Below are 25,476 nucleotides of genomic sequence, written 5' to 3' on the forward strand. Positions count from 1 at the left end.
GCCATGGACCAGCGCGGCACCCACGGCCACGAGGATCAGGACCACGGCACCTGGCGGACGATCGACGAGCTGCACGGCTGGCTCGACGCGGAGACCGGCATCCCGCCCGAGCAGGATCTGCTGCTGCGGATGCTGAAGCTGTCGGAGGAGGTCGGCGAGGTCGCCCAGGCCGTCATCGGGGCGACCGGCCAGAACCCGCGCAAGGGCGCCACCCATTCCTGGCAGGACGTGGAGGGTGAGCTCTGCGACGTCATCGTGACGGCGATGGTCGCGCTGCGCACCCTCACCCCCGACGCGGCGGCCGTCTTCGACCGGCACGTACGGCGCCTCGCGGCACGCCCGCGCACCCCGCTCGCCCCGCCCCCGCAGGCGCCCGGCACGGCGCCCCGGACGAGAACCACGGGGCACGGCGGGTCAACAACGGGTGGCTGAACAACGGGCGACCATCGCTTGCGGCTACGATCACGGGCACCGCAGCGAGACCAGGAGTGCCGACCGTGTCCGAACCGCGCATCGCCGTTTCCATCGTCACCATGGGCGATCGCCCGCAGGAGGTCGAGGCCCTGCTGGCCTCGGTGGCCGGGCAGGACGTCCGCCCGGCCCGCCTCGTCGTCGTGGGCAACGGATCACCCCTCCCGAACTTCGCCGCGTTTCCGGGCCTGTCCGATCTGTCCGGCGGTGTGACGACGATCGAGCTGCCGGAGAACCTGGGCTGCCCCGGGGGCCGCAACGTCGCCCTCGCCAAGCTGGCGGAATTCGGCGACGTGGACGTCGTCATCGAGCTCGACGACGACGGACTCCTGGTCGACAACGGGGTGTTCCGCAAGGTCCGGGAGCTGTTCGCCGCCGACCCGCGGCTCGGCATCATCGGTTTCCGGATCGCCGACGAGCGCGGCGAGACCCAGCGCCGTCACGTACCGCGGCTGCGCGCCGGCGACCCGATGCGGCGCGGACCGGTCACCGCGTTCCTGGGCGGCGGCCACGCCTTCTCCATGAAGATGCTCGCCCAGACGGGGCCCTGGCCCGCGGAGTTCTTCTTCACCCACGAGGAGACGGACCTCTCCTGGCGGGCGCTCGACGCGGGCTGGAAGATCCTCTACGAGCCCGATCTGCTGCTCCAGCACCCCAAGACCTCCCCGGCCAGGCACTCCGTCTACTACCGGATGACGGCCCGCAACCGGGTCTGGCTGGCCCGCCGGAACCTTCCCCTCCCCCTGGTCCCGGCCTACTTGGGCACCTGGACCCTGCTCACCGTGGCCCGCACCCGCTCGGCGACGGGTCTGCGCGCCTGGGCCGGCGGTTTCGCCGAGGGCGTCCGTACCCCGTGCGGGCGAAGGCAGCCGATGCGCTGGCGCACGGTGTGGCGGATGACCAGACTGGGACGGCCGCCGGTCATCTGACCCGCGCCGGGTCCGGCGACGACGGGTGGCACGGAGTCAGTCCCGTGACAGGAGTTGCCGATGTCCGTCCGCAGAATCGTCCCCAACATCCGGACCGCGGGCGGCCCGGCCGCCGGAGGGATGGAGCGGAGCGCGGAGTTCTACGGTCTGCTGGGCCTGGAGGAGGTCATGAACCACGGCTGGATCATGACGCTGGCCTCCTCCTCCCACCCCTCGGTCCAGCTCAGCGTCATGGGGGCCGACGCGACCGCCCCGGTGGCACCGGACCTGAGCATCGAGGTCGAGGACGTGGACGCCGCGCACACGGCCATGCGGGAGAGCGGCGCGGAGATCGTGTACCCGTTGCGCGACGAGGAATGGGGCGTACGCCGCTTCTTCGTCCGCGACCCGAACGGACGCGTCGTCAATGTGCTGGGCCACCGCTGACGGCCCCCTCCCGGCCGGCCCCGCCGCCGTTCCCCTCGCCGCCGCCGTCGCCGTCGTACGGAAGGATCTGCCGCAGCAGGCCCCTGGGGTGGCCGCGCTTGCGCCACTCCCTCGGGTAACCGATGGAGACCTCTTCGAAGCGCACCCCGTCGTACCAGGTCGTACGGGGGATGTGCAGATGGCCGTAGACCACGGCCGCCACATTGAAGCGTCGGTGCCAGTCGGCGGTGAGCCGCGTACCGCACCACTGGGCGAACTCCGGGTACCACAGGACGTCCATCGGTTCGCGCACCAGCGGCCAGTGGCCGACGACGACCAGCGGGATCTCCGGATCGTGTGCCGCCAGGCGCCGTTCGGTCTCCGCCACCCGCGCCCGGCACCAGGCGTCGCGGCTCGGGTACGGGTCGGGGTGCAGCAGGAACTCGTCGGTGCACACCACCCCCGTCCGGCGCGCGTACTCCAGGGACTCCTCCTTGGTCGCCGTGCCCGGCGCCCGGAAGCTGTAGTCGTACAGCACGAACACGGGCGCCACGGCCACCGGCCCGCCGGGCCCGGACCACAGGGGGTACGGATCCTCCGGGGTGCTCACCCCGAGGCTCCGGCACAGCTCGACCAGATGCTCGTAGCGCTCCTGGCCCCGCAACCGGACCGGATCGCGCTCGGGCGTCCACAACTCGTGGTTCCCCGGGGCCCAGACCACCCGCCTGAAGCGGCCCGCGAGCAGCCGCAGCGCCCACTCCACGTCCGCCATCCGTTCGGCGACATCACCGGCGACGATGAGCCAGTCCTCGTCCGATCCGGGCCGCAGGGACTCGATGAGGGGGCGGTTGTCCGCCATCCCCACATGAAGGTCACTCACCGCCAGCAGGGCGCCGGGGCTTCCATCGGTTCGCTCGGGCATCCAGAACCTTCCCGCGGGTCGACTGAACGAAATAGTGCCTCACCGCGGACCGTCCCGGTCGAGGACGGCCGGATCCGGGCCCGCGACCGGCTCGCCGGGACTGGCGGGCACAACGAGCGGAGGGATGATGGAGACGTCCGTGGACGCGGCGCGGGAACGTCGGCAGGGCCGTGAAAGGGAGCTGAGAACGAGGTGGACGGCATGACCCTCCCGGGCGCACCCGGGCACAGCGGGCTCCCGTTCGCGGACAGCGCGGCCGGGGCCCTGCTCGATGTGGACGGACTGATCATCGGCTGGACACCCGCGGCGGAGGAACTGTTCGGACTGTCGGCCGAGCAGGTCTGCGGCAGTCCCGCCCTGGAACTGCTCGCGGACCCGGCCGCCGGTCCCGAACCGCCGGCCGGATACGAGGGGACCGCCTGGTCCGGCGAGGCCGTGGTGCGCACCGGCCGGGGCGAGGACATGGGCATCGTCTTCCACGCTCTGCCGCTGGCGGCCGCCGGCGGTGCGGTCGGGTACCTCGTGCTCTGGGCCCCCGTCGGGACGGTCGACCGCTGGCGCCAGGACCAGGCGTTCACCCGGGAGCTCTTCCTCCAGGACCGGCTGGGTCTCGCCGTGTTCGACGCGGAGCTGCGGCTGGTCAGGACCAACACCCACCTGCTGCCGTACACCGGCCTCCTGCCGGATCTGCGCGGCCTGCGCCTGAAGGACTTCCTGGAGGCCGAGGGCGCCGCTGCGGTCGAGGGCCGGCTGCGCGAGGTGCTGCGGACCGGCCGGCCGCTGATCCTGGCGGAGGAGACGGTACGGACCATCGAGGACCCGGGCGGCGGGGTGGTGATGGCCGTGTCGGCGTTCCGGCTCCAGGCGCCGGACGGGCAGGTCTTCGGCGTCACCGCGCTGTTCACGGACGTCACCGAGCAGCGCCGCTCGGACGAGCGGCTGGCGATTCTGCACCACGCCACGGCGGGCGTCGGCGGATCGCTGTCCGTCTCCGGCACCGGCGAGGAACTGGCCGCCGTGCTGGTGCCCGGACTGGCCGATGCCGCCGTGGTGGAGATCGCGGACGCGGTGTTCACGGGCGAGGAACCGGCTCCCGGCGAGGACGGGCTGCTGCCGCTGCGCCGGACCGCGACGGCCGGTGGGAGCGCGGCGGATCCGCCGGCCGGCACCGTGGTCCCGGCCGATGCCGACTGCGCCCCGGCCCTCGGCCGCTCCCCCGCGTCGATGACCGCCCCGCTGCGGGCCCGGGGCATCTTCCTCGGCCGGGTGACCGTCCGGCGCGGCCCCGGCCGGCCCGGCTACGCGCCGGCCGACCTGGACCTGCTCTGCGAGATCGCCGCCCGCGCGGCCCTCGCACTGGACAACGCCCGCCGCTACACCCGCGAACACCGGGCCGCCGTCGGCCTGCAACGCAGCCTGCTGCCGCCCTCGCAGGCCGAGACCGTCGCCGTGACCACCTCGGGTTTCTATCTCCCGGCCGACACCGCCACCGGCGTCGGCGGCGACTGGTTCGACGTGATCCCGCTGTCCTCCGCCCGGGTCGCCCTGGTCGCCGGGGACGTGGTGGGCCACGGGCTGGCGGCCACCGCCACCATGGGCCGGCTCCGCACCGCCGTCCGTACCCTCGCCGACCTCGAACTCGAACCGGACGAGCTGATGGTCCATCTCGACGACCTGGTCTCCCAGCTCCGTGACGAGCCCAACGAGCCCGACGAGCCCGACGGACCCGGCCGGCCGGGCGGACCCGTTCGGCCCAGCCGCCTCACCCGGGCGGGCGAAGGCGGGGCGGACGGCGGACGGCGGGCCGACCCGGTCGGCGCCACCTGTCTGTACGCGGTCTACGACCCGGTCTCCCGGTGCTGCGCGATGGTCTCCGCCGGACACCCGCCGCCCGCCGTCGCGGATCCGGACGGAACCGTCTCGTACGTCCCCCTGAACCCCGGCCCGCCGCTGGGTGTCAACGGCCTGCCCTTCGAGGTGACCGAGGTCGAACTGGCGCCCGACAGCCTCCTCGTGCTCTACACCGACGGGCTGATCGAGGGACGTGACAGCGACCTCGACGAGGGCATGGCCGAACTGCGCCGCCGGCTGGCCCGGCCCGGCGCCGCCACCGCGCCGCTGAGCGAACTGGGCCAGGAGATCATCTCCGCCCGTCCTGCGCACCAACTCGCCGACGACGTCACGCTGTTGCTCGCCCGCACCCATGCGGTGCCGTCCGGGAACACCGCGGTCTGGCCGGTGGACGCCGACCCGGTCGCCGTCGCACAGGTCCGGCAGGAAGCGGCCCGGCAGTTGCGCGAGTGGGGGCTCGAGGAGCTCGTCTTCACCACCGAACTGGTGCTGAGCGAACTGGTCACCAATGCCATCCGTCATGCCGGCGGCCCGGTCGAGGTACGGCTGATCCGCGCCGCACAGCTGACCTGCGAGGTCTCCGACCCCAGCGCCACGCAGCCCCGCATGCGCCGGGCCCTGCTCACCGACGAGGGCGGCCGCGGCCTCTATCTGGTCGCCCAGCTCACCAGCCGCTGGGGCAGCCGCTACACCCGGCGCGGCAAGACGATCTGGGCCGAGCAGCCGCTCCCGGACACCCCGCACGCCCGGAGCGGCTGATCCGCCCGTGCCCTCATCGGCCGCGGTCCGGCGGTGTGCGGACCGGCAGGAGGTCGGGGCGTTTCGCGGTGCGGCCGTCGCCGGAGGAGTGGCCGCCGAGCCGCCTCAGGAGCCAGGGGCCGAGGAACGAGGCGGCCCAGCGCAGTTCCGCGGCGGCCATGCGCAGGCCGGCCGGGGCGGGGACCGCCGGTGGCGGCAGTGGCCGGGTCCAGGCGTCGTCGCTGTCGGGGAGGGCGAGCGCGTGGGCGAGGGCGTCGGCGATGCGCCGGTGGCCGAGCGGGGAGGCGTGGAGGCGGTCGGGACTCCACAGGCGGGGATCGGTGACGACTTCGTGGTGGCCGGTCTCGGCGACGGTGACGCCGTGGCGGTGGGCGGCGGCGCGGACGCGTGCGTTGAGGGCCGCGATACGGGGCGCCAGGGGGCGGGCCAGCGGGATCACGCGCGCCATGTCGGGGAAGGTGAGCGTGGCGACCCGGGCCCCTTGGGCGGTGAGGGCGGCGAACATCGCCTCCAGGTGGCCGGCCACCTCGTCCGCGTCGAAGCGCGGCCGGAGCAGATCGTTGACGCCGGCGACCACGGTGACCAGGTCGGGGCGGAACGCGAGTGCGGGGGCGAGCTGTTCGGCGCGTACCTGGTGGGCGAGGCGGCCCCGCACGGCGAGGTTGGCGTAGCGCAGGTCCGGGTTGTGCCGGGCCAAGTGTTCGGCGAGGCGGTCGGCGAAACCGCGCAGGCCGGTGGCGTCGTCGCCGTCACCGAGGCCCTCGCTCTGGCTGTCGCCCAGGGCCACGAAGCGCTCGTAGCGCGGGTCAGTGCCGGGCACGGGCCCGCTCCCTCTCCCGCAGGACCCCGGCCGCGCGCTCGCACCAGTCGCGGTTGCCCTCCTCGAAGGCCAGGCCGCGGGTGCAGGTCAGATAGGGGCCGACACGGTCGCCGTGGAGCAGGAACTCCTCCTCCGTGCGGTCGCCCCGCATGGTGCGCAGCAGGTTCCCGAACAGGTCGATCCTGGCCCGGGCTGCGGCGGCCCGCTCGGTGAGCCGCGCGATCAGGGCCCGGGTGTCGACGTGGTCGGCGGCCTGGACCTTGACGAGCAGGTCGTCGCGGATGAAGGAGGGCTTCGCGACGGCGGCGGTGAAACTCTCCAGTTCCGCGAGTCCGGCGTCCGTCACCCTGAACAGGCGTTTGTTGGGGCGGGATTCCTGCACGATCTCCCGGCCCTCGACGAGTCCGTCCTCCTCCAGCCGCTTCAGCTCGGCGTAGAGCTGCTGCGGCTGGGCGTGCCAGAAGTTCGCCACGCCCAGGTCGAACGCCTTGGCCAACTGGTAGCCGCTGAGCTCCCCTTCGAGCAGTGCTGCCAGCGCGGCATGCCGTAGCGCCATCGGATGCCTCCTCCTGCCTCTGTCGTCGAGTCCACCGGCCATGATAGTCAAGAAACTGACTAGTCACATTCATGACTACGAAGGAGTGGGACATGAAAAGGAGTGGGACATGAACGAGCGGGACCTGACCACCGCCGACCGCTTCCGCGCCGCCGTCGACAGCCGCGACCTGACGGCTCTCGACGAGCTGTTCACCGAGGACGTCCGCCTCTACAGCCCGGTGAAGTTCACGCCGTTCGAGGGCAGGCCGATGGTGCTGGGCCTCTTCGGGGTGCTGCTGCGCACGTTCGAGAACTTCCGCTACGTCGGTGAGTTCACCGGCACCGCCCGGACCGGCACCGACGGCACATCCGCCCCGTCGGCGGTCCTGCTGTTCCGCGCCGACGTGGGCGGCAAGGAGATCCACGGCATCGATCTGCTGCACTTCGACGAGGACGGCCGCATCAAGGAGTTCACGGTGATGGTCCGGCCCCAGTCCGCCGTACGGGCCCTCGGTGACGCCGTACTCACCGGCCTGATCGCGGACGGACTCGTTCCGGCACCGGCCGGTCAGCAGAGGTAGTCCGCACGTCCGGCCTCGCCCAGGACGTCGCACCACCACCCCGGAAGGGTGGACCAGGGCTCGGGCGACCTCTTGAGTACCCCAACGCCCCCATGCTAGAAAACGCTTACCACGCTGGCATTCCCGCACTGGTCCACTCTTCCTCCGGAGCTTCGATGACAACTGCCTGGTCCCGTCGCGCCCTGCTGGCCACGGGCGGCGGTGCGGCGCTCGCCCTCGGCCTGCCGACCGCCGCGACCGCGTCCGACTCCGCCTCCCGCCCGGCCGCCTCGCCCTCCGCCGAAGCCGCCGAAGCCGCCGACGAGTTCGCCGCCCTGCGCGCCAAGTGGCGCGATCTGTACCTGGGAACGGGGTTCAGCCCGACCGCCGAGCCCTTCAAGTCCAAGCTCGCCGACCTCGGCACCCAGGCAAGCGGTTACCTCTCCACGATGGCCCCCGCGCGCGGCTCCCTCTGGCCGGACCTGGTCTACCTGGACCCCGAACCGGACACCGACACCGAGTCGTTCAACTTCTCCGCCAACATGAACACCGGCTACAACCGGCTGCGCACCATGGCGGAGGCGTACGCCCAGCCCGGCACCGGAGTCACCGGCGACACCGGCCTGAGGGACGCGGTCGTCACCGGCCTCGACCACCTGTACGCCGATGTCTTCAACGAGTCGACCACCCGCTACGGGAACTGGTGGAACTGGCAGATCGGCGCGCCCCAGGCCCTCATGGACACCTGCGTGCTGCTCCACGACGCCCTGTCGGAGACCCAGAAGGCCAACTACTGCGCGGCCGTCGACACGTTCCTGCCCGACTCGGCCGTCGGCTCGTACACCGGCACCAGCACCGGCGCCAACCGTGTCGACCTGTGCCGGGGCATGATCCTGCGCGGCATCGTCGGTGCCAGCACCGCCAAGATCGCGCGGGCGGTCGCCGCGCTCTCGCCGGTCTTCCCGTACGTCACGACCGGCGACGGGTTCTACCCGGACGGCTCCTTCGTCCAGCACACCTCCATCCCGTACATCGGTGGCTACGGCGCGGTCCTCAACGACGGGCTCGGCCGGCTCTTCGCCCTGCTGCGCGGCTCGACCTGGGAGATCACCGACCCGGGCAGCCGGCAGTTCCTCGACACCATCGACGCGGCCATCGCCCCGTTCATCTACGACGGCCTGATGATGGACAACGTCTCGGGCCGCGGCATCACCCGCGTCGGCTCCAGCGACCACACCCGCGCCCACGGCGTCATGGCCTCCATCGTGCTGCTCGGCATGGGCGCGGGCCCCGAGGAGAACGCCCGCTGGCGCGCCATGGTCAAGGGCTGGCTCCAGCGCGACTACTACGCCCCGGCGCTCAAGGCCGGATCCCTGAGCCTGGTCAACACCGCCCGGCTGCAGTCCCTGCTGGACGACGCCACCGTCACCGCGTCCCCGGAGCCGTCCGCGCACCGCGTCTTCCACAACATGGACCGGGTCACCCACCGCCGCCGCGGCTGGGGCGCCGGGCTCTCCATGGCCTCCGAGCGGATCGCCCACTACGAGTTCGGCAACGGGGAGAACAAGCGCGGCTGGCACACCGGCGCGGGCTGGCTCCAGTGGTGGGGCGACGGCACGGGGCTCGACCAGTACTCGGACGCGTACTGGCCGACCGTCGACCCGTACCGGCTGCCCGGCACCACCGTCTCCCGGAAGCGGCTCGCCGACGGGCAGGGCGGCGCCTGGGCCAACCCGACACCGGACACGGCGTGGGTCGGCGGCACCGGCGACGGCGAGTTCGGCACCACCGGCCAGCACCTCCAGGGCCTGGCGAGCACGATGCACGCCCGCAAGTCGTGGTTCTGGCTGGACGACTGCGTGGTCTGCCTCGGCTCCGGCATCACCTCCGCCGACGGCGCGGGCGTGGAGACGGTCGTCGACAACCGCTTCCTCGGCGCGGACGGCACGCAGCGGCTGCTGCTCGACGGCGTGGCGCAGCCCACCACCCAGGGCTGGACCACCACCCGCACCACCACCTGGGCCCACCTCGACCGGCACGCCGGATACGTCTTCCCCGGCGGCACCGGACTGCACGCCCTGCGCGAGGAACGTACCGGCGCCTGGAAGGACATCAACGACGGTGGCACCGGCACGGCCAACACCCGCCGGTACCTGACCCTCTGGCAGGACCACGGCACCGATCCGGCGGACAGCTCCTACGCGTACATCCTGCTGCCGGGCGCGAGCAGCAAGCGCACCGCCGACCGCGCCAGGGACACCGGCTGGCTGCAGATCCTCGCCAATGACGCCCGGCGCAGCGGCATCCGGGTCCCCTCCCTCGGTTTCACCGGCGTCAACTTCTGGGCGGCCGGCACGGCGGGCAAGGTCACGGCGAGCGCGCCGGTCTGCGTGCAGATCCACGAGAAGCGCGACGGCACCGCCACGATCTGCGTCTCCGACCCGTCCCGGACCGTCACCGGGCTCACCCTCACCTGGCGGCGGCCGGTCAAGTCCGTGCTGTCCAAGGCGGACAGCGTCAGCGGTGTCCGGACCGGCTCGTCGGTGACCGTGACCTACGGCGACCTGAGCGGGAGCCGGGGCGCCACGCACACGGTGCGCGTCCGGGTGCGGTGATCACGGGCCGGTCCGGACGGCCGAGCCGCCGGCCGCGGGTGTGCCCGCGTACCGGCGGGATGCCGCCGGGCCGTACGCCACGCCCCGGCTGAGCCGGGCCGGGTCCGACGGGGGTGCCGTCGCGGGAAACGGGTCCGCGACGGCACCCCCGTGCCCGTACCGGCTCACTCGACGTGGCCGCCGGACCCGTTCCGGAGGGTGGCTTCGAGCAGGGCGACCAGCCGCCCGACCCGCTCCTGCGCGTTCCGCCGGTCGGGGCCGCCGGTCATGAGCAGATGGTGGACGGTCCCGACCAGGGCGAGGGCCGCGGTGGCGGTGTCGGCCCCCTCCGCGATCCGGCCGCCCCTCCGCTCCTCGTCCAGGTACTCGGCGATCGCGTCCTGGACCGTGCCGAAGCCCGGCGCACCGCCCGCCAGGGCCTCGCGGATGCGCGAGGACGCCTCGGGCCGGACGAGCGCCAGGCCCGCGACCGTGGGGCCGGCCGAGGACAGCAGCGCGAGAGCCGTGCCGAGCAGGTTCTCCGCAACGGTGCGCTGCCCCACCCGCCCCCGGAGCTCTTCGGCGTGCCGGGCCACTCGCGCGAAGCGGTCCAGGACCAACTCCGCGACGAACTCGTCCAGTCCGGAGAAGTGGGCGTGCAGCAGGCCCTTCGCGCAGCCGGCCTCGCCGGTGATCGCCCTGCTCGTCAGGGCTCCCGGACCCTCGCGTTCCAGCACCCGCTCCGCGGCGCCGAACAGCCGCTCGCGGACGTCCGGGGTCGTCACACCACGCGGTGACATGGGCCCCTCCTTCCCGGTGTGTTTACAGTATGGGCGATTGCCCATACCTTTGAATGGGCGCCCGCCCATACTAGTCGTCCCGACACCTCCGGGCGCCCTCATCCACCGGGGAGCACCACATGCGACACATCGTCAACACGGATCAGGAGCAGGGATGGAACGGTTACGAGGGGACGTACTGGGCGACCCACCAGGCCCGTTGGGACCGTGTGAACGAGGGATTCGACGAACCCCTGCTCACCGCCGCGGCGATCACCGACGGGGACCGTGTCCTCGACGTCGGCTGCGGGGCGGGGTCCACCACCCGGCTCGCCGCGCGTCGGGCGGGCGGCGGGCAGGCGCTGGGGCTCGACCTGTCGGCGCCGATGCTCGCCCGCGCGCGGGAGTCCGCGGAGCACGAAGCGCTCGGCAATGTGACGTTCGAGCAGGCGGATGTCCAGGTCCACCCGTTCGGGCCCGGGAGCTTCGACGTGGCGATCAGCCGGTTCGCGGTGATGTTCTTCGCCGATCCCGTCGCCGCATTCGCCAACATCGGGCGGGCGCTGCGCCCCGGCGGCCGTATCGCCTTCGTCTGCCCGGCGGAGCCCGGCCGGACCGAGTGGCTGCTGGCCGTCCAGGGGCTGCGCGACCTGCTGCCCGTCGGCCCACTGGGCGCCCCGGGAGAGCCCGGCATGTTCTCGCTGGCGGACCCGGCGACCGTGCGCGACGTGCTGTCCCGGGCCGGGTACGAGGCGATCGGCACCGCCCCCGTCGAGGCGTACGGGACGTGGGGCCCGGACGCCGCCGACGCCGCCGGCTTCCTGCTGGGCTCCGGCCCCGGACGGCACCTGATCGACCGGGCCGGGGAGGATGTCCGGGACCGGGCCCGGAGCAGGCTCGTCGATCTCCTGCGCCCCCATGAGCGCGAGGGGGCGCTCCGACTGCGCACCTGTGCCCTGCTGGTCACCGCCCGACGGCCCGGATGACGGCGGGCGGAGTCCGCTGCCGGGACGGACACCCGCCCCCGGCAGCGGGCGCCGCCCGGCCGTCGTCGTCGGCGAACCACCGCCCCCTTTTCAGGCCGTGGCCTTTTCCGACGGGTCGCCGTTGCCCGCGCCCTCGGCGGCGGGTGCGGTACGCAGGCTCAGCAGCGCCGCGAGGGCGCCGGCCACGGCGAGGGCCGCGGCACCGAGGAAGGCGGCGGAGAAGCCGTTGGTGAGGGCCACCGGGTCGCCGGGTTCACGGGCGCCGTGTGCGGCGGCGATCGCGGTCATGGCGGCGAGGCCGAGGGCGGAGCCGACCTGGTAGCTGGTGTTGACGATCCCCGAGGCGAGGCCGCCCTCCTCGGGACGGGCGCTGGAGAGCGCGGTGCCGAGCGAGGGGATGAACGCCAGCGACATGCCCACCGCCGAGAGCAGCGAGGCGGGCAGGACGTCGACGAGGAAGTTTCCGTCCGGGCGGGCGAGCGAGAGCCAGAACATGCCCGCGCCGAGCGCGAACAGCCCGATGACGATGAGGGGCTTGGGCCCGAACCGGGAGATCAGGCGCGGCGCCAGGACGATCATCATGATCATGATGGCGACGGTCATGGGCAGCAGCGCGGAGCCGGAGGCGAAGGCGCCCAGTCCCAGGACCTGCTGAAGGTAGAGGTTGAGGAAGAACCACATGGGTATCCACGCGGCGGCCATGAGCAGCTGGGCGATGTTGGCACCGGCCAGGTTGGGCGCCCGCCAGATCCCCAGCCGCATCAGCGGTTCGCGCCGCCTGGACTGGATCGCGACGAACGCGCCGATCAGTGCCGCACCGGCCAGGAGAACCAGCCAGGTCTCGGCGGAGCCCCAACCGGTCTCGGGGGCACGGACGATGGCGTAGACGGCGGCGGCGAGACCCGCCGTGACGGTGACCGCGCCGGCCAGGTCGATGGAGCCGCGCCGCCCCGCACCCGAGGGCATGACGGCGGGCGTGGCGGCCAGGACGATCAGGGCGACGGGGATGTTGATGTAGAACACCCAGGGCCAGCTGGCGTACTGGGTGATGACCCCGCCGAGGAAGACCCCGGCGGTGCCGCCGGCCGGGGCGGCCGCACCATACAGCGCGAAGGCCTTGCCCAGCTCCTTGGGCCGGGAGCCGAACAGCGTCATCAGCAGGGTGAGGGCGGACGGGGCGATCAGCGCGGCACCCACACCCTGCAGGGCCCGCCCGGTCAGCTCGACCCAGACCTCACCCGCGAGACCCGCGGTCAGGGAGCCCGCGGCGAGGACGCCCCATCCGGCACTGAACAGGCGCCTGGCGCCGAGCAGGTCCGACAGCCGCCCGCCGAGCAGCAACAGCCCCCCGAAGGCGACGACATAGGCGTTGAACACCCACGACAGGTTCTCCTGGGAGAAGCCCAGGTCGGCCTGCATCTTGGGCAGGGCCACGCCGATGATCGACGTATCCATGATGACGATGAACTGGGCCAGGGCGATCAGCGCGAGCGCGGACCATCTCCGCGAATCGGTTGACGCGGTTGGTGCGGCTGACACGGTCATTGCAAGTACTCCTATACGGGAGGGGGGTATCTATGGATCGTGAATATACCCCCTGGGGGTATCTATGGCCAGCGTCGCAGCGCAAAGACGAGTGGCGAGATCCGGCCGGAGACGAATGACCCGCCGACCTTCGTTCGATAGCTTGGGCACGGAAGTTGACGGATCGTCAGAAATCCTGATCAACCGGCCGAAACCAGCACGGAAAAGAGCAAAGATGACAGAGACGTATCGCGCAGTGGAGTTCTCGGAGTACGGAGGTCCCGAGGTCTTACGCGTGGTGGACCGCGAGCTGCCCCGCCCTGGCCCCGGGCAGGTGCTGGTGGAAGTCCGCGCCGCCGGGGTGAGTCCGCTGGACTGGCGGCTGCGCAGCGGGGCCGTCGCGGCGATGATGCCGGTGGAGTTCCCCTCGGTGCCCGGTGGTGACGTCGCCGGTGTCGTCGCGGCGGTCGGTGCGGACGTGACCGGCTTCGCCGCGGGCGACGAGGTCTTCGGTTCGATCGGCTCCGGCGGCTACGCCGAGTTCGCGCTGGCGCCCGCGGCGCAACTGGCGCGGAAGCCCGGGGGCGTGCCCTGGGAGGTCGCGGCCGGACTGCCGGTAGCCGTCAACACGGCGTACCAGGTGCTCGCGGACCTCGGGGTGAAGGCCGGGGAGACCCTGGTCGTGGACGGGGCGGCCGGTGGCGTCGGGTCCGTGGCCGTTCAGATCGCCAGACATCTCGGCGCGACCGTGATCGGCACGGCCGGCGAGCACAACCACGCGTATCTGCGCTCGCTCGGCGCCGAGCCCGTGACATACGGCGAGGGTTTCGCCGAGCGGACCCGCGCCGTCGCGGTGAAGGGCGTGGACGCCGCGTTCGACGCCGCCGGAAAGGGATCGCTTCCGGCCCTCGTCGAACTGACCGGCGGCCCGGAGCGCGTGGTCACCATCGCCGATCACCGGGCGGCGGAGTACGGCGTGCGCTTCGTCTTCGCCGGCCCCGACACCGTCCGCGAGCGCCTGGAGCAGGCAGCCGCACTGGCCGTGAGCGGCGAACTCGGCCTGTCCGTGGCCCGGACGTACCCCCTGTCCCGGGCGGCCGACGCCCACCGGGAGAGCGCGGGCGGCCATGTGCGCGGCAAGCTGATCATCGTGCCGGCCTGACGCCCGTAGCCCTCGACCGGCCTCACCTCACCAGGAGGGATCCACCCTCACCGGCAGGCCGTCCGGCAGGCCGATCGAGGCGGAGGACGCACGCGCGTGCGCGTCTCCTGTCCCGTTCTGCGGCCATTGAGCCTATTGTCAAAAGATGAGCAAAGCCGAGCATGAGACCGGTCCCCAAGGGGCGCTTGTCTGCCCGGTCTGCAAGCAGCCCGTGACCGCGGTCGTGAAGAGGCGCCACAAGAGTCTCGGAATCTTCGTGCCCGTGTGGCATCCCGGCCCCTGCCACAACCCCGAATGCCCTGAGTACCTGGAGGCCCCGGAGCAACCCGGCCACCAGGACGGCTGACACGGCCGAGCCCGGGGCGCCTCCCACCTCAAGGGCGCGGAGCTGCCGAGGGGCGCGCGGGGCATCCTGTCCGGCGTACCGGCCGGGCAGGCGGAGCCGCCGGCCGACCTCAGGGCCGCCGGCTCCGGACACCCCGGGCAGCCGTGGACCGCCCGCGCCCGAGGGACCGGAACGGGCCCCGCACCCCAGGCCGGCGGGCCCGTAACCCGAGCGGAGCCGCAGGTGGCGGTGGACGAGCCGGGCCGCGCACCGGCTCGACGCACCACCCGAACAGGCGCGGGGCGGTCAGCCTCACGAACGACCCGCGCCGGGCGGCGCCGGCGGAGCGCAGGCTCTCCGGACCGGGCCGACGATCCGGCGCCCTGCCAGTGAAGCGATGCAGGACGGAGCCCCCGTCGAAGCGGAGCCCGCGCCGGTGAACCACCCGTCACCCGCCCGCGCGGGCCGGCCGACTCATCGGAAACCAGTTGCGCCGAACCTCTTGCCGGGTCGGTTCGATCTCCCTAATGTGAACCTTCAAATTCCCAGAAGACGTATGCAACAAGCTTCGTTAGGGCAAGTTTTTGAACGATCAAATCTGTGATCAGATCCAGGTACCCGAAGCCGCCACCTCCGCGGCCCCCGGCCCGGCCCCCGTGCGCGGTCCGATGGCGGGCTACCTCGACCACGCCAGGGTCGGCCCGCTCTCCCGCCCGGCCGCCGCCGCACTCGCCGAGGCGACCGCGCTCGCCGCCCGCGTCGACCCCGCCGACCTGGACCGGCTGTTCGCCCTCGGCGACGCCGCCCTGGCCTCGGCGGCCCGGCTGCTCGACGCCCGTCCGCACGAAGTCGCCCTCGCCCCGTCGACCAGCAACGGCCTGTTCACCGTGGCCGCCGCGCTCCACGGCCCCGGCACCGTCCTGGTGCCCCGTGGCGAGTTCCCCGCCAATCTCTACCCCTGGCTCCGCTTCGCCGGCCGCGGCGGACCCGCCGTCCGTCTCGTCGACCCGGCCGGGCAGCGGCACATCACCCCCGACCTCCTGCGCCACCACCTCACCCCCGACGTCACCGCCCTCACCGTCAGCGCCGTCGACTCGCTCACCGGCCACCTGGCACCGCTCGCCGCCCTCAAGGAGGTCCTCGGACCCGAGCGGCTGCTGATCGTCGACGCCATCCAGGGCCTGGGTGCCGTCCCGCTCGAAGCGGACGCCGCCGACATCCTCGTCAGCGGCGGCCAGAAGTGGCTACGGGCCGGCTGGGGAGCCGCACTGCTGCTGATCCGCGACCGGTGCGCCGAGCGCCTGGCTCCCGGGCTCGGCGGCTGGGCCGGCGTAGCGGATCCCTTCGCACCGCGGCATCCGGCGCCGCCGCTGCCCGGGGCCGCCGCCCACCTCGCCACCAACCCGGACTTCCCGGCCGCCGCGGCCCTCGGGGCGGCGATCGACGACCTGGCCGACCAGGGCGGACCGGCCGTCGTCGGCGGCCGGATCCGCGCCGTCCTCGACGAACTGCTCGACCGTGCACGCCGGGCCGGTGCCGAGGTCCTGCTGGACGGGCTCGGGCCCCAGGAGCGCGGCGGCATCGGCGCTTTCCGGCTGCCCGGCCGTGATCCCGCCTCCGTGCACCGCGCCCTCGAAGCGGGCGGAGTCATCACCACCCGCCGCGACGAGTGGATCCGGCTTTCCCCCCACGCCTCGACCCCCGACGCCGCAGCGGACCTGCTCACCGAGGCGCTGCACGTCTTCACCCGCCCCACGTCCCACTCCCAGGAGCCCATATGTCCCACCAACTGAGCCGTCGCCGTCTGCTTCAGCTCGCCACCGCCTCCGTCGCCGGACTCGGCCTCGCCGCCTGCGGCGACAACGGATCGGGCAGCGCCGGAGGCGACGGCGACAGCGGCAGGATCACCGTCTGGAGCTGGACCACCGCGGCCGAGGGCCTGCGCAGCGTCGTCCCCTCCTTCGAGCGGGACAACCCCGGCATCGAGGTCGACGTCCAGGACGTCGGCAACCCCGCCATCTGGGACAAGATCACTGTCGGCCTCGCCTCGGGCGGCAAGGGCCTCGCGGACGTCCTGCACATCGGCGTCGACTACCTGCCCGGTTACCTGGACAAGTTCCCCGACGGCATCGCCGACCTGTCCAGGCTCGGCGCCGACACGTACAAGGATGCCTTCGCCAAGGGTCTGTGGCCGACCGTCCTGGGCAAGGACAAGGCCGCCCACGCCCTCCCGTGGGAGGTCAACCCGCTCGGTCTCTTCTACCGCCACGACCACTTCGAGAAGGCCGGTGTCGACCCCGACACCATCAGCGACTGGAACGACATGGCCGCCGCGGGGTCGAAGATCCTCGACGCCACCGGGGTCCGGCTGCTCGGGCTCGACAAGACCGGCGCCACCCAGGACATGGACTTCTTCCAGAACCTGATGCAGCTCCAGGACGTCTTCTACTTCGACCAGGACGGGAAGATCACGCTCGCCTCCCCGGCCGCCCTCAGGGCCCTCACCCTCATCAAGCGGCTCAACGACGCCGGTCTGATCGCCGACACCGCGGGCCAGGGCACCGAGAAGCGCCTGCTCGGCCAGGGGAAGCTCGCCACCTACGCGGAGGCGGCCTGGGCCGTGGAGTATCTGGCCTCCACCTTCCCCGAGCAGAAGGGGAAGTGGCGCTCCATGCAGCCGCCCGCCGCCGTTCCCGGGGGCAAGCGCAACGCCGTCGTCAACTCCACCTACCTCACCGTCTCCGGCTCCAGCACGCGCCGCAAGGCCGCCTGGCGATTCATCGAGTACGCGCTCACGAAGCCCGCCCGGATCAATCGGATGTTCGCCTCCGGCGGCGTCTTCCCCGCTCTCAAGACGGCGTACGACGACCCGAGGTTCAGCGCGCCGCACCCCTTCTACGGCGGCCAGAAGGTGCTGAAGCCCTTCGTCGAATCGCTCTCCGCCGATGCCGGGGCCACCAACTTCACCGGCGACTACGCCCGCGCCCTCAAGTTCGCCAGCGACGCCCAGAGCCAGGTGCTGCTCAAGGGCGCCGACCCGGCCGACGCCCTCAGGAAGGCCGCCGAGCAGCTTGCCCGGCAGACCGGCCGGCAGCAGGCGGTCTGACCACCATGTCCCTCGCCCCGTCCGAACACGCTCCCGCCACCGCCGCCCCGGACGGCCGCGGCACCACCGACCGGGCCGGCCGCACCCGCCCGGACCGCCGCCGGCTGCTGACCCGCGCCTCCGTCCCGTACCTGCTGATCATGCCCGCCGTGCTGGGCTTCGCGGTCTTCAAGGCGTACCCCGTCGTCGCCTCGCTCTGGATCAGCCTCACCACCGGCAACGGCGCCGGTCGGCACTTCACCGGGCTCGACAACTACCAGCGCCTGCTGAACGACCCGCTGTTCTGGACCGCGCTGAAGAACACCGCGCTGATCCTGGTCGTCCAGGTGCCTCTGATGCTCGGCCTGGCCCTGCTCGTCGCCCTCGGCCTCGACTCCACCAAGGTCTGGCTGCGCCCGCTCTGGCGGCTCGGCGTCTTCGTCCCCTCGCTGACCGGGCTGGTCGCCGCGGGCGTGATGTTCTCCGTGATCCTCAACCGCGACGCCGGACTGTTGAACTGGGTCCTCTCCCTGTTCGGCATCGACCGGGTGAACTGGCTCGGCAGCCCCTTCTGGGCCCGTGTCGGCGTCGTCCTCGTCATCACCTGGCACTACACCGGCTACAACGCGGTGATCTACCTCGCCGGCCTCCAGGGCATTCCCCAGGAGCTGTACGAGGCCGCGAAGGTCGACGGCGCGGGACCGATCCGCCGCTTCGTCTCCATCACCCTTCCCCAGCTGCGTCCGATCCTGCTCCTCACCGTGGTGCTCTCCACCATCGGCACCCTGCAGCTCTTCGACGAGCCGTACGTCCTCACCGGCGGCGGCCCCGACAACTCCACCCTGACGGTCACCATGTACCTCTACAACAACGGCTTCAAATACTTCGACTTCGGCTACGCCTCGGCCCTCGCCTACGCGCTCGCGCTGATCGTGGCCGTGCTCGGCTTCCTGCAGGTCCGCCTGATGGGAGAGCGCAAGTGAAGCGCCGCAGCCTTCTCCTCACCCTGCTCCTCGCGAGCGCCTTCGGGCTCTGCGTCGGTCCGTTCTACTGGCTCGCCATGGCCGCCACGCAGAAGAACAGCGACGTGTTCTCCTGGCCGCCGAAGCTGCTGCCCGGCGGTCACCTCATGGAGAACCTCCAGGGGCTCCAGGATTCCATCGGGCTCTCCCGTGTCCTGTTCAACACCGTGCTGGTGGCGGGTGTCCAGACGGTCGGCGCGGTCGTCGTCTCGGTCCTCGCGGGCTACGCCTTCGCCAAGTTCGAGTTCCGCGGGCGCAATCTCTTCTTCGTCCTGCTGCTCAGCACCCTCGTCCTCCCCGACACGGTGATGCTCATCCCGATCTTCGAGATGATGATGAAGCTGGGACTGATCGACTCCTACCAGTCCGTCGTCCTCCCGGGCCTGGTCACCCCGTTCGGCATCTTCCTGATGCGGCAGGCACTGCGCTCCATGCCCGACGAACTCCTAGACGCGGCCCGCGTCGACGGCGCCGGCGAACTGCGGGTGCTGTGGCGGATCGTCATCCCGGTCAACCGGCCGGTCATCGCGGCGCTCGCGCTGTTCGTCTTCCTCGGCGGCTGGAACCAGTTCGTCTGGCCGCTGATCGCGCTGCGCAGCCCCGACATGTACACGCTGCCCGTGGCCACCGCCACCCTGCAGGGCCTCGCGACCACCGACTACGCGCAGGTCCTGCTCGCCGCCGCCATCGCCGCCGTCCCCGTGATGGCCCTCTTCCTCGTCCTGCAACGCCAGTTCATCTCCGGCCTGCTGGCCGGGGCCACCAAGGAGTGACCACCGTGACCACCGAAACACCCGCGGTCCCGCAGCAGCCCGTCCCGGTCTGGCGCCCCGGCACGCCGGCCGACGCGACCACCGGCACCGTCGTCCACCAGCAGCTCGTCACCGGGCTGTCCGACTCCACCGGAGCCCCGCTCACCGTCCACCTCACCGGGCTCGGCTGCGACCGGCTGGAGACCGCCGTCACCCCGGCCGGCGACGGCGTGGCCCTGATCGAGGTCACGGCATCGGCCGGGGCCACCGTCCGCGCCGAATGGCGGATCCCCTGCGTCGGGGCCACCGCCTACTGGACCCCGGACACCAACGCCTCCCGCTGGCTGCCGCCGTCCTGGATCGCCCCCCGGACCGTCTCGCTCGCCCTGGGCGCCCCCGTCGCCAGTCTGGTCGGCGCCGACGACCGCGCCCTGTGCACCGCCGCCTGCGAGACCTCCGCACCCGTGCGCGTCGGCGCCGGCGTGGTGGAGGAGAGCGGCGAGTTCGCCTTCACCGTCGAACAGGACCTCGCCCCGGACGGGACGCCGCTGCGGCTGCGGATCGACCTCGGCGGCCGTCACTTCGCCGCCACCCTGCAGGCCGTCACCGCCTGGTGGGCCGAGGGACTGGACCACCCCGGCATCGCGCCCGCCGCCCGGATGCCCGCCTACTCCACCTGGTACAGCCTCCACCAGAACGTCGACACCTCCGCCGTCGAACGCCAGGCCGCCCTCGCCGCGGCCGTCGGCTGCGAGAGCATCATCGTCGACGACGGCTGGCAGACCACCGACCGCGCCCGCGGCTACGGCCACTGCGGCGACTGGGAGCCCAATCCGGTGGCCTTCCCCGACCCCGCCGCCCACGTCGCCGAGGTCCACCGGCTCGGCCTCGCCTACCTTCTCTGGTACGCGCTGCCGTTCATCGGCCGGCACAACGACGCCTGGGACCGCTTCCGGGGCATGATCCTGCGCGAGGAGCCCCACCTGGACGCGGCCGTGCTCGACCCGCGTCACCCCGAGGTCCGCGCCTACCTGGTCGAGAAGGTCTCCCGCGCCGTCGAGCAGTGGGACATGGACGGTCTGAAGCTCGACTTCATCGACCGCTTCGCCGTCACCGACCCTCCGCCCGCCCCGGCCGGTGCCGACCGCACCGCCGTCCACGAGGGCGTGCTCCAGCTGCTCGCCGACCTCGACACCCGCCTGCGCCGCACCCGGCCGGACGTGATCGTCGAGCACCGCCAGCCCTACGTCGGCCCGGGGCTGTGGCCGTACGCCACCATGGTCCGCGCCACCGACTGCCCGCTCAGCCCCGCCGAGAACCGTCAGCGCACCGTCGACTGCCGGCTCACCGCGGGCCCGCTGGCCGTCCACGCCGACATGATCACGTGGCACTCCGCCGAAACGCCCGAGTCCGTCGCCGTCCACCTCGTCAACGCCCTGTTCTCGGTGCCGCAGATCTCCGTCGACCTGGCCGCCCAGAACCCCGGCCAGCTCGCCACGCTGCGCTTCTGGCTCGGAGTCTTCCGCCGGTACGCCGATGTCCTCCAGCTCGGCATCCTGGAACCCGCCAGGCCGGACCTCGGCTACCCCCTGGTCCGCGCCCGCGACCACCGCACCACCGTGGTCGCACGCTACGCGCCGCTGCCCGTCGCCCTCCCGGACCGGCGTGGCGCGGACGGCCCGCAGACCCTGCTCGTCGCCAACGCGGACGGCGACCCCGTGGTGCTCCTGACCGCCACCCGGCCCGAACAGACCCTCGCCCGCGTCCAGGACTGCCGTGGTGAGATCCTGTCGGAGACCGTTCTCGACCTCGTCGCCGGGGTGAACCCGGTGACCGTGCCGACCGGTGGCCTGCTCACCCTGACCCGCGAGCACTGACGACCGGGGGCCGGGGGCGGCCACCGGCCGCCCCCAGCCCGCCGACCACAGAGGAACGATGACCGCTCGACAGGTGACCATCGAGGACGTCGCGCACGCGGCCGGAGTCTCCCGCCAGACCGTCTCGAACGCCCTCAACGCCCCCCACCGGCTGCGCGCCACCACCCTCGCCCGGGTCACCGCCGCCATCGACGAACTCGGTTACCAGCCCGACCAGTCCGCCCGCAGCCTGCGCACCGGCACCCGCAAGGTCATCGGCTACCCCGCCCCCGCCGACAACCCCGCCGACCCCAACCCCTTGATGGGCGGCTTCCTCCAGGCACTGGTGACGGCCGCCGATGCCGTCGGACATCGCATCCTGGTGTTCCGTTCCGACCCCCGGCAGGGCGCCGGAGCAGTCGCCAGGTCCTTCAACGGCTTGATCGCGGCCCGCCAGGTCGACGGGTTCGTCCTCTCCGACGTCGTCCACGACGACCCCCGCGTCGATGTGCTCGCCGAGGCCGGCTTCCCGTTCGCCGCCTTCGGCCGCACCGCCCCCGGCCGCCCGCAGAACTGGGTGGACATCGACTCCACCGCCGCCACCGCCGCCCTGACCGGACTCCTGCTCGACCAGGGCCACCGCCGGATCTGCTACCTCAACTCCGCCGCGTCCCTGCCCTGGCTCGCCGACCGCAGAGCCGGCTTCCTGCAAGCCGCGGCCGCCGCCCCCGACGGCGCCTTCGAGGTCGGCGTCCCCGACGACGACCCGGCCGCGCTCTCCCACGCCGTCGAGCGCCTGCTCAGCGGCCCCGACCGCCCGACCGCGCTGGTCTGCGCGAGCGACTGGCTCGCCCTGTCCGCCTACCAGGCCGTCCGCGCCGCCGGCCTCGCCGTCGGCGAGGACATCGCCGTCACCGGCTTCAACGACATCCCGCTCTGCACGCTGCTCCAGCCCGCCCTCACCAGCGCGCGCCTGCCCCTGGCCGCCATCGCCCACACCCTCGTCGACCGGCTGATCACCGCCGTCGAGGACCCCGCCGCCACCCCGGCGAGCGGGCTGCTGCTTCCCGCGGAACCGGTCGTGCGCGGCAGCACGCCGGAGCGGTAGCGGCTGCCGCCCGCCACACCACTCGCCCGAGCCGTGCGAGATGCCCCGGGCACCGTCGAGGAAGGCCGCCATGGCCCATGTGATCGAAGCCCCCCGCGCCGAGGACGCCGAGTCCCTGGGCCCTGTGCAGTTGAGGGCCTGGCTGCAGACGTATCCCAACGAGGAGGCGGGGATAGACGAGAAATGGATACGTGAGCACCGAGGCTCCTCCGCCGCCGCGGAAGGGATCGCTCAGTGGCGGGATTTCATAGCGGCGGTGGAGGAACGGCCGGACCTGCTGTTCTGCCGTGTCGTCCGCTCCAGCGCGGAGATCGTCGGTTTCCTCTGCGGCCGCCGGGACGACGTGGTCACCCTCGGGCCGATGTATCTGCTGAACGAGGCCCAGGGCGAAGGCGTCGGAGGGCGAATGATGAGCGAATTCCTGGCCTGGGCAGGAAGCGCACCCATGCGCCTGTGGGTCACCGAGTACAACGAGCGCGCGGTCCGCTTCTACGAGCGCTACGGATTCAGGGCCACAGGCGAACGGGAGATCTGGCGAGGACGGCTGCCCAACGTGCGCATGACCCGCAACTCCACGCCGGGGGACGGCCTCGGCTGAGCCGGGACACAGCGAGTCAGTGCGTTCCAGGTGTCGGGGCCGACGACACGCCGGGCCCCGGCCAGGGGCCCTACTCGGTGTAAAACCGCAGGTGGCGGCAGACGAGTCGGGCTGTAGGCCCGGGACAGTCACCACAGCGCTATGACCTGCGCAAACACACAGGGAAGGCACCTTTGTGGCTACCTTGACGGCTACGCAAGGAGACGCCCCCGCCCGGCAGAGTCCGGACGGAGGCTTCGTCTTTCCCAGGGCTCAGACGGTCTGTTCGATGCACTCGAAGATGTCCGAGTCCGTCTCCTGCTGCCAGGTCGGCAGCTCGGCCCAGTCGGCGACGTATCCGGGCTTCGGGTCCTCGAAGTGCTTGAACATCTGGGCGGTCCAGCAGATGGCGACGAAGCGGCCCTTCTGCTCACGCGTAAGCCGTGCGGCATGCCCTTCACTGACGCTGATGAAGTCGCGCACCTGTCCGTACACGGCAGCGGCGGCCTCGCGCTCCCATTCGGGCATCTCACCCCACGGCGTGATGTAGCCGGGCTTCGGCTCGCCAGGGTAGTACCTGGTCACCCCTGCGATCCACGCCTCGCGGAAGATTCGACCGTCACTCATGCGCGTGTCCCTCTCGTCATGCGGTGCGCGAAAGCGCCGCGATTCGGTGATCCAGATCTGAGACTCGGCCATCGGTCATGAGCGGGGCAAGGCGCCTTCGAAGCCCGTCCAGCTTCTTGCCGATGAATCCCGAGTCCGAGCGCTCGGTCAGGCCAAGCACGGCCTCCGCGTACTGCACGACCTGATCGACATCGCCCCTATGCGCTCCGAGGACGGCAAGGTCACTCAAGACAGCGGCACGGCGGCGCAGCGAAAGCGACTGGGCGAGGGCTGCGATGAGAGCGTCCTCCGCGAGGTCGGGGCGGCCGAGTTGGAGGTAACAGGCTCCTCGTTCCTCGGGGAGGCGGGAACCGTCGAAGCGGAGCCAGCCACCATTGTGGAAGTGGCCGTCGAGGAAGTGCACCTTCTCTGCCTCGTCGAGAGCCCGGTCGCAGCCGTCGATGTCGCCCATGGCCGCGTACGCCTGAGCCTGGACAGAAGCGACCCAGTGCCGGGTGGACAGGGCAGTGTCGCCCCGCCGGGCGATCCGGGAGGCCACGGCCAACAGGGGCTGGGCGGCGGGTGCGCGGCGGGCGTACAGCTCGACGTAGGCATGACGGGTCATGGCGCAGGCCCAGAGGTCGTGGTCGCCACCGGCATGGGCAGCGTTGGCAGCCAGCGTGTAGCACTGGGCAGCGTCGGTATATCGGTTGGCATCGAAGAAGAGCTCGCCGACGAGCTGGTAGAGGTCGCCTGTCATCGCGCACAGCCGGGCCCGGTCCGTTGCGGTGCGCGCCTCGGCCAGGCCTTTCGCCAAGACGTCGAGTTGCCTGCGGACCGCCGGGAAGACGGCCTGCTTGGAGTCCGAGAGGGTGAAGACCTGCCACAGGCTGCGGTGCAGTTCCTCCCCTGTCTTCAGGAGCGCCGCTGTTGCGTGTCCTTGAGATGCCTCGTTCGAACCGGGCAGGGTGACCAGCGCGCCCGTGACGGCGAGCAGGCCCAGAACATCGCGGCGCTTCATATCGTCATCATCACCGTGGAGGAGGGGCGGGGTGCCAGGAAGCACGGCGGTTTCGGCCGGCTGTTCTTCGAAGAGAAGCCCTTCCAGCTCGGAGAGGGCGACTCCCAACAGGCTGGCGATCTTGGAACGTTGGTGCGGCTGCGGGGTGGCACGGCCGCTTTCCCAGCGGACCACGGTGGACGCGGCCACCGTAAGCGCTTCTGCGAATTCCTCCTGAGAGTAGCCCTTCGCCACCCGCCGCTCGGCAAAGCGCCTACGTCGTAAAGCCATTGGACTCCTCTCACGAAGAGAATCTCTCCCAATCGCGCTACCCGATGCCCGGCAAACGCCTGGGCAACGCACGGGGTTCGCTCTGGGAGACGGTAACGGATCGTCGTTCACTGGTCACACGTCGCCCGGAGGCCGAAGGCCCCTCCGGGCGGTTGCCCACGGAGAGGAGCAACCGCGTGACAAACTCCGAACTGCCCTGCAGAAATTCTGGCGCCAGTGGCCGTACGTACACGTCCCCGGAGCCCCAGCCAGGTGCGCCGAGCCGGGCTCTGCGGGTACGAGCAGCCGGCGGCTGGGAGAGGTTCATGCGCCGCGTCGAGACCCGGCAGGAGTCGCAGGAGTGAACCCGGTCGGCTCCGACGGCTATGAGCATCACCCACTCCTGGACACGGGTGTCCGTGACATCGCCTCGCGCGGGGAGGGCGTGCTCGTCGCCGTCACCCACGAGCTCCACAGCCACGGCACGGTCCGGATCGCGGACATCCGACCCGCGTCCGGAGTCGAGTGGACGACCGCGGCCGACAACATCCAGGCCGCTCGTCCCTGAACCGCTGC

General features: G+C 72.1%; 23 protein-coding genes. 16 read left to right on the forward strand and 7 right to left on the reverse strand.

The genetic code is table 11. The features are described from left to right. Positions 1–3: 3 nt before the first annotated feature. The 3 genes from AB0D53_RS12940 (at position 4) to AB0D53_RS12950 (ending at position 1,826) form a co-directional block, all read left to right on the forward strand. Positions 4–432, forward strand: a complete 429-nt coding sequence (locus tag AB0D53_RS12940) for a MazG-like family protein (RefSeq protein WP_362444310.1) — start codon at positions 4–6, stop codon at positions 430–432. A gap of 65 nt (positions 433–497) precedes the next feature. After that, the gene (locus AB0D53_RS12945; protein ID WP_362444313.1) at positions 498–1,400 is read left to right on the forward strand and encodes a glycosyltransferase; all 903 of its coding nucleotides are present in this window, start codon (positions 498–500) and stop codon (positions 1,398–1,400) included. A 60-nt stretch (positions 1,401–1,460) separates the two neighbouring features. Next, on the forward strand, positions 1,461–1,826 hold the full coding sequence (locus AB0D53_RS12950; RefSeq protein ID WP_362444316.1) for a VOC family protein: 366 nt from the start codon (positions 1,461–1,463) through the stop codon (positions 1,824–1,826). Here the strand turns inward: AB0D53_RS12950 and AB0D53_RS12955 are convergent. After that, on the reverse strand, positions 1,804–2,727 hold the full coding sequence (locus AB0D53_RS12955; RefSeq protein ID WP_362444319.1) for a metallophosphoesterase: 924 nt from the start codon (positions 2,725–2,727) through the stop codon (positions 1,804–1,806). The two genes, AB0D53_RS12950 and AB0D53_RS12955, sit on opposite strands and share 23 nt — an antisense overlap. A gap of 201 nt (positions 2,728–2,928) precedes the next feature. Here AB0D53_RS12955 and AB0D53_RS12960 point away from each other — a divergent pair, with 201 nt between their 5' ends. Then, entirely contained in the window at positions 2,929–5,337 is a 2,409-nt protein-coding gene (locus AB0D53_RS12960; protein WP_362444322.1) for a SpoIIE family protein phosphatase, read from the forward strand. Between the two features lie 13 nt (positions 5,338–5,350). On the opposite strand, the gene AB0D53_RS12965 is transcribed toward AB0D53_RS12960, so the two are convergent. Then, a complete protein-coding gene (locus AB0D53_RS12965; protein ID WP_362444325.1) occupies positions 5,351–6,157 on the reverse strand; it encodes an SGNH/GDSL hydrolase family protein in 807 nt (268 codons plus the stop codon). Beyond that, positions 6,144–6,713: a PadR family transcriptional regulator gene (locus AB0D53_RS12970; protein WP_362444328.1), complete on the reverse strand. Its 570-nt coding sequence runs from the start codon at positions 6,711–6,713 to the stop codon at positions 6,144–6,146. The genes AB0D53_RS12965 and AB0D53_RS12970 overlap by 14 nt, the downstream gene beginning before the upstream one ends. Positions 6,714–6,837: 124 nt before the next feature. Between AB0D53_RS12970 and AB0D53_RS12975 the strand changes: the two genes are divergently transcribed. Then, complete coding sequence (locus tag AB0D53_RS12975) at positions 6,838–7,275, forward strand: nuclear transport factor 2 family protein (RefSeq protein WP_362444825.1); 438 nt, start codon at positions 6,838–6,840, stop codon at positions 7,273–7,275. A 155-nt stretch (positions 7,276–7,430) separates the two neighbouring features. Continuing rightward, entirely contained in the window at positions 7,431–9,869 is a 2,439-nt protein-coding gene (locus tag AB0D53_RS12980; protein ID WP_362444331.1) for a polysaccharide lyase 8 family protein, read from the forward strand. Positions 9,870–10,033: 164 nt separating this feature from the next. Here AB0D53_RS12980 and AB0D53_RS12985 read toward each other — a convergent pair whose 3' ends face one another. Next, entirely contained in the window at positions 10,034–10,648 is a 615-nt protein-coding gene (locus AB0D53_RS12985) for a TetR/AcrR family transcriptional regulator (protein WP_362444334.1), read from the reverse strand. 119 nt (positions 10,649–10,767) lie between these two features. Between AB0D53_RS12985 and AB0D53_RS12990 the strand changes: the two genes are divergently transcribed. Then, positions 10,768–11,613, forward strand: a complete 846-nt coding sequence (locus AB0D53_RS12990) for a methyltransferase domain-containing protein (protein ID WP_362444337.1) — start codon at positions 10,768–10,770, stop codon at positions 11,611–11,613. A gap of 90 nt (positions 11,614–11,703) precedes the next feature. On the opposite strand, the gene AB0D53_RS12995 is transcribed toward AB0D53_RS12990, so the two are convergent. After that, positions 11,704–13,158 (reverse strand): MFS transporter, encoded by a 1,455-nt coding sequence (locus AB0D53_RS12995; protein ID WP_362444340.1) that lies wholly within the window; start codon positions 13,156–13,158, stop codon positions 11,704–11,706. A 214-nt stretch (positions 13,159–13,372) separates the two neighbouring features. On the opposite strand from AB0D53_RS12995, the gene AB0D53_RS13000 reads away from it, so the two are divergent. From AB0D53_RS13000 to AB0D53_RS13035, 8 genes are all read left to right on the forward strand, one after another. Further along, positions 13,373–14,299 (forward strand): NADP-dependent oxidoreductase, encoded by a 927-nt coding sequence (locus AB0D53_RS13000; RefSeq protein ID WP_362444343.1) that lies wholly within the window; start codon positions 13,373–13,375, stop codon positions 14,297–14,299. A gap of 909 nt (positions 14,300–15,208) precedes the next feature. After that, a complete protein-coding gene (locus AB0D53_RS13005) occupies positions 15,209–16,417 on the forward strand; it encodes an aminotransferase class V-fold PLP-dependent enzyme (protein ID WP_362444346.1) in 1,209 nt (402 codons plus the stop codon). Further along, entirely contained in the window at positions 16,402–17,730 is a 1,329-nt protein-coding gene (locus AB0D53_RS13010; RefSeq protein WP_362444349.1) for an extracellular solute-binding protein, read from the forward strand. Before AB0D53_RS13005 ends, AB0D53_RS13010 begins: the two co-directional genes overlap by 16 nt. Before the next feature lie 5 nt (positions 17,731–17,735). Then, positions 17,736–18,692, forward strand: coding sequence for a sugar ABC transporter permease (locus AB0D53_RS13015; protein WP_362444352.1), 957 nt, complete (start codon positions 17,736–17,738; stop codon positions 18,690–18,692). Further along, entirely contained in the window at positions 18,689–19,504 is an 816-nt protein-coding gene (locus tag AB0D53_RS13020) for a carbohydrate ABC transporter permease (RefSeq protein WP_362444356.1), read from the forward strand. Before AB0D53_RS13015 ends, AB0D53_RS13020 begins: the two co-directional genes overlap by 4 nt. A 5-nt stretch (positions 19,505–19,509) precedes the next feature. Then, positions 19,510–21,360, forward strand: a complete 1,851-nt coding sequence (locus AB0D53_RS13025) for a glycoside hydrolase family 36 protein (RefSeq protein WP_362444359.1) — start codon at positions 19,510–19,512, stop codon at positions 21,358–21,360. 58 nt (positions 21,361–21,418) lie between these two features. Then, on the forward strand, positions 21,419–22,447 hold the full coding sequence (locus AB0D53_RS13030) for a LacI family DNA-binding transcriptional regulator (protein WP_362444362.1): 1,029 nt from the start codon (positions 21,419–21,421) through the stop codon (positions 22,445–22,447). 70 nt (positions 22,448–22,517) lie between these two features. Continuing rightward, positions 22,518–23,045, forward strand: coding sequence for a GNAT family N-acetyltransferase (locus AB0D53_RS13035; protein WP_362444365.1), 528 nt, complete (start codon positions 22,518–22,520; stop codon positions 23,043–23,045). 252 nt (positions 23,046–23,297) lie between these two features. On the opposite strand, the gene AB0D53_RS13040 is transcribed toward AB0D53_RS13035, so the two are convergent. Then, a complete protein-coding gene (locus tag AB0D53_RS13040) occupies positions 23,298–23,651 on the reverse strand; it encodes a hypothetical protein (protein WP_362444368.1) in 354 nt (117 codons plus the stop codon). A 16-nt stretch (positions 23,652–23,667) separates the two neighbouring features. Further along, the gene (locus tag AB0D53_RS13045; protein ID WP_362444371.1) at positions 23,668–24,921 is read right to left on the reverse strand and encodes a helix-turn-helix transcriptional regulator; all 1,254 of its coding nucleotides are present in this window, start codon (positions 24,919–24,921) and stop codon (positions 23,668–23,670) included. 340 nt (positions 24,922–25,261) lie between these two features. Between AB0D53_RS13045 and AB0D53_RS13050 the strand changes: the two genes are divergently transcribed. After that, on the forward strand, positions 25,262–25,468 hold the full coding sequence (locus tag AB0D53_RS13050) for a hypothetical protein (protein WP_362444374.1): 207 nt from the start codon (positions 25,262–25,264) through the stop codon (positions 25,466–25,468). Positions 25,469–25,476: the final 8 nt, after the last annotated feature.

Origin of the sequence: Streptomyces sp. NPDC048295 (genome assembly GCF_040652135.1) — a bacterium.
Classification (GTDB): Bacteria; Actinomycetota; Actinomycetes; order Streptomycetales; family Streptomycetaceae; genus Streptomyces.

Coding starts and splice junctions, on each gene's coding strand:
- AB0D53_RS12940 (WP_362444310.1), top strand. CDS start 4: ATGGACCAGCGCGGCACCCACGGCCACGAGGATCAGGACCACGGCACC.
- AB0D53_RS12950 (WP_362444316.1), top strand. CDS start 1,461: ATGTCCGTCCGCAGAATCGTCCCCAACATCCGGACCGCGGGCGGCCCG.
- AB0D53_RS12955 (WP_362444319.1), bottom strand. CDS start 2,727: ATGCCCGAGCGAACCGATGGAAGCCCCGGCGCCCTGCTGGCGGTGAGT.
- AB0D53_RS12960 (WP_362444322.1), top strand. CDS start 2,929: ATGACCCTCCCGGGCGCACCCGGGCACAGCGGGCTCCCGTTCGCGGAC.
- AB0D53_RS12970 (WP_362444328.1), bottom strand. CDS start 6,713: ATGGCGCTACGGCATGCCGCGCTGGCAGCACTGCTCGAAGGGGAGCTC.
- AB0D53_RS12980 (WP_362444331.1), top strand. CDS start 7,431: ATGACAACTGCCTGGTCCCGTCGCGCCCTGCTGGCCACGGGCGGCGGT.
- AB0D53_RS12985 (WP_362444334.1), bottom strand. CDS start 10,648: ATGTCACCGCGTGGTGTGACGACCCCGGACGTCCGCGAGCGGCTGTTC.
- AB0D53_RS12990 (WP_362444337.1), top strand. CDS start 10,768: ATGCGACACATCGTCAACACGGATCAGGAGCAGGGATGGAACGGTTAC.
- AB0D53_RS12995 (WP_362444340.1), bottom strand. CDS start 13,158: ATGACCGTGTCAGCCGCACCAACCGCGTCAACCGATTCGCGGAGATGG.
- AB0D53_RS13000 (WP_362444343.1), top strand. CDS start 13,373: ATGACAGAGACGTATCGCGCAGTGGAGTTCTCGGAGTACGGAGGTCCC.
- AB0D53_RS13010 (WP_362444349.1), top strand. CDS start 16,402: ATGTCCCACCAACTGAGCCGTCGCCGTCTGCTTCAGCTCGCCACCGCC.
- AB0D53_RS13015 (WP_362444352.1), top strand. CDS start 17,736: ATGTCCCTCGCCCCGTCCGAACACGCTCCCGCCACCGCCGCCCCGGAC.
- AB0D53_RS13030 (WP_362444362.1), top strand. CDS start 21,419: ATGACCGCTCGACAGGTGACCATCGAGGACGTCGCGCACGCGGCCGGA.
- AB0D53_RS13035 (WP_362444365.1), top strand. CDS start 22,518: ATGGCCCATGTGATCGAAGCCCCCCGCGCCGAGGACGCCGAGTCCCTG.
- AB0D53_RS13040 (WP_362444368.1), bottom strand. CDS start 23,651: ATGAGTGACGGTCGAATCTTCCGCGAGGCGTGGATCGCAGGGGTGACC.
- AB0D53_RS13045 (WP_362444371.1), bottom strand. CDS start 24,921: ATGGCTTTACGACGTAGGCGCTTTGCCGAGCGGCGGGTGGCGAAGGGC.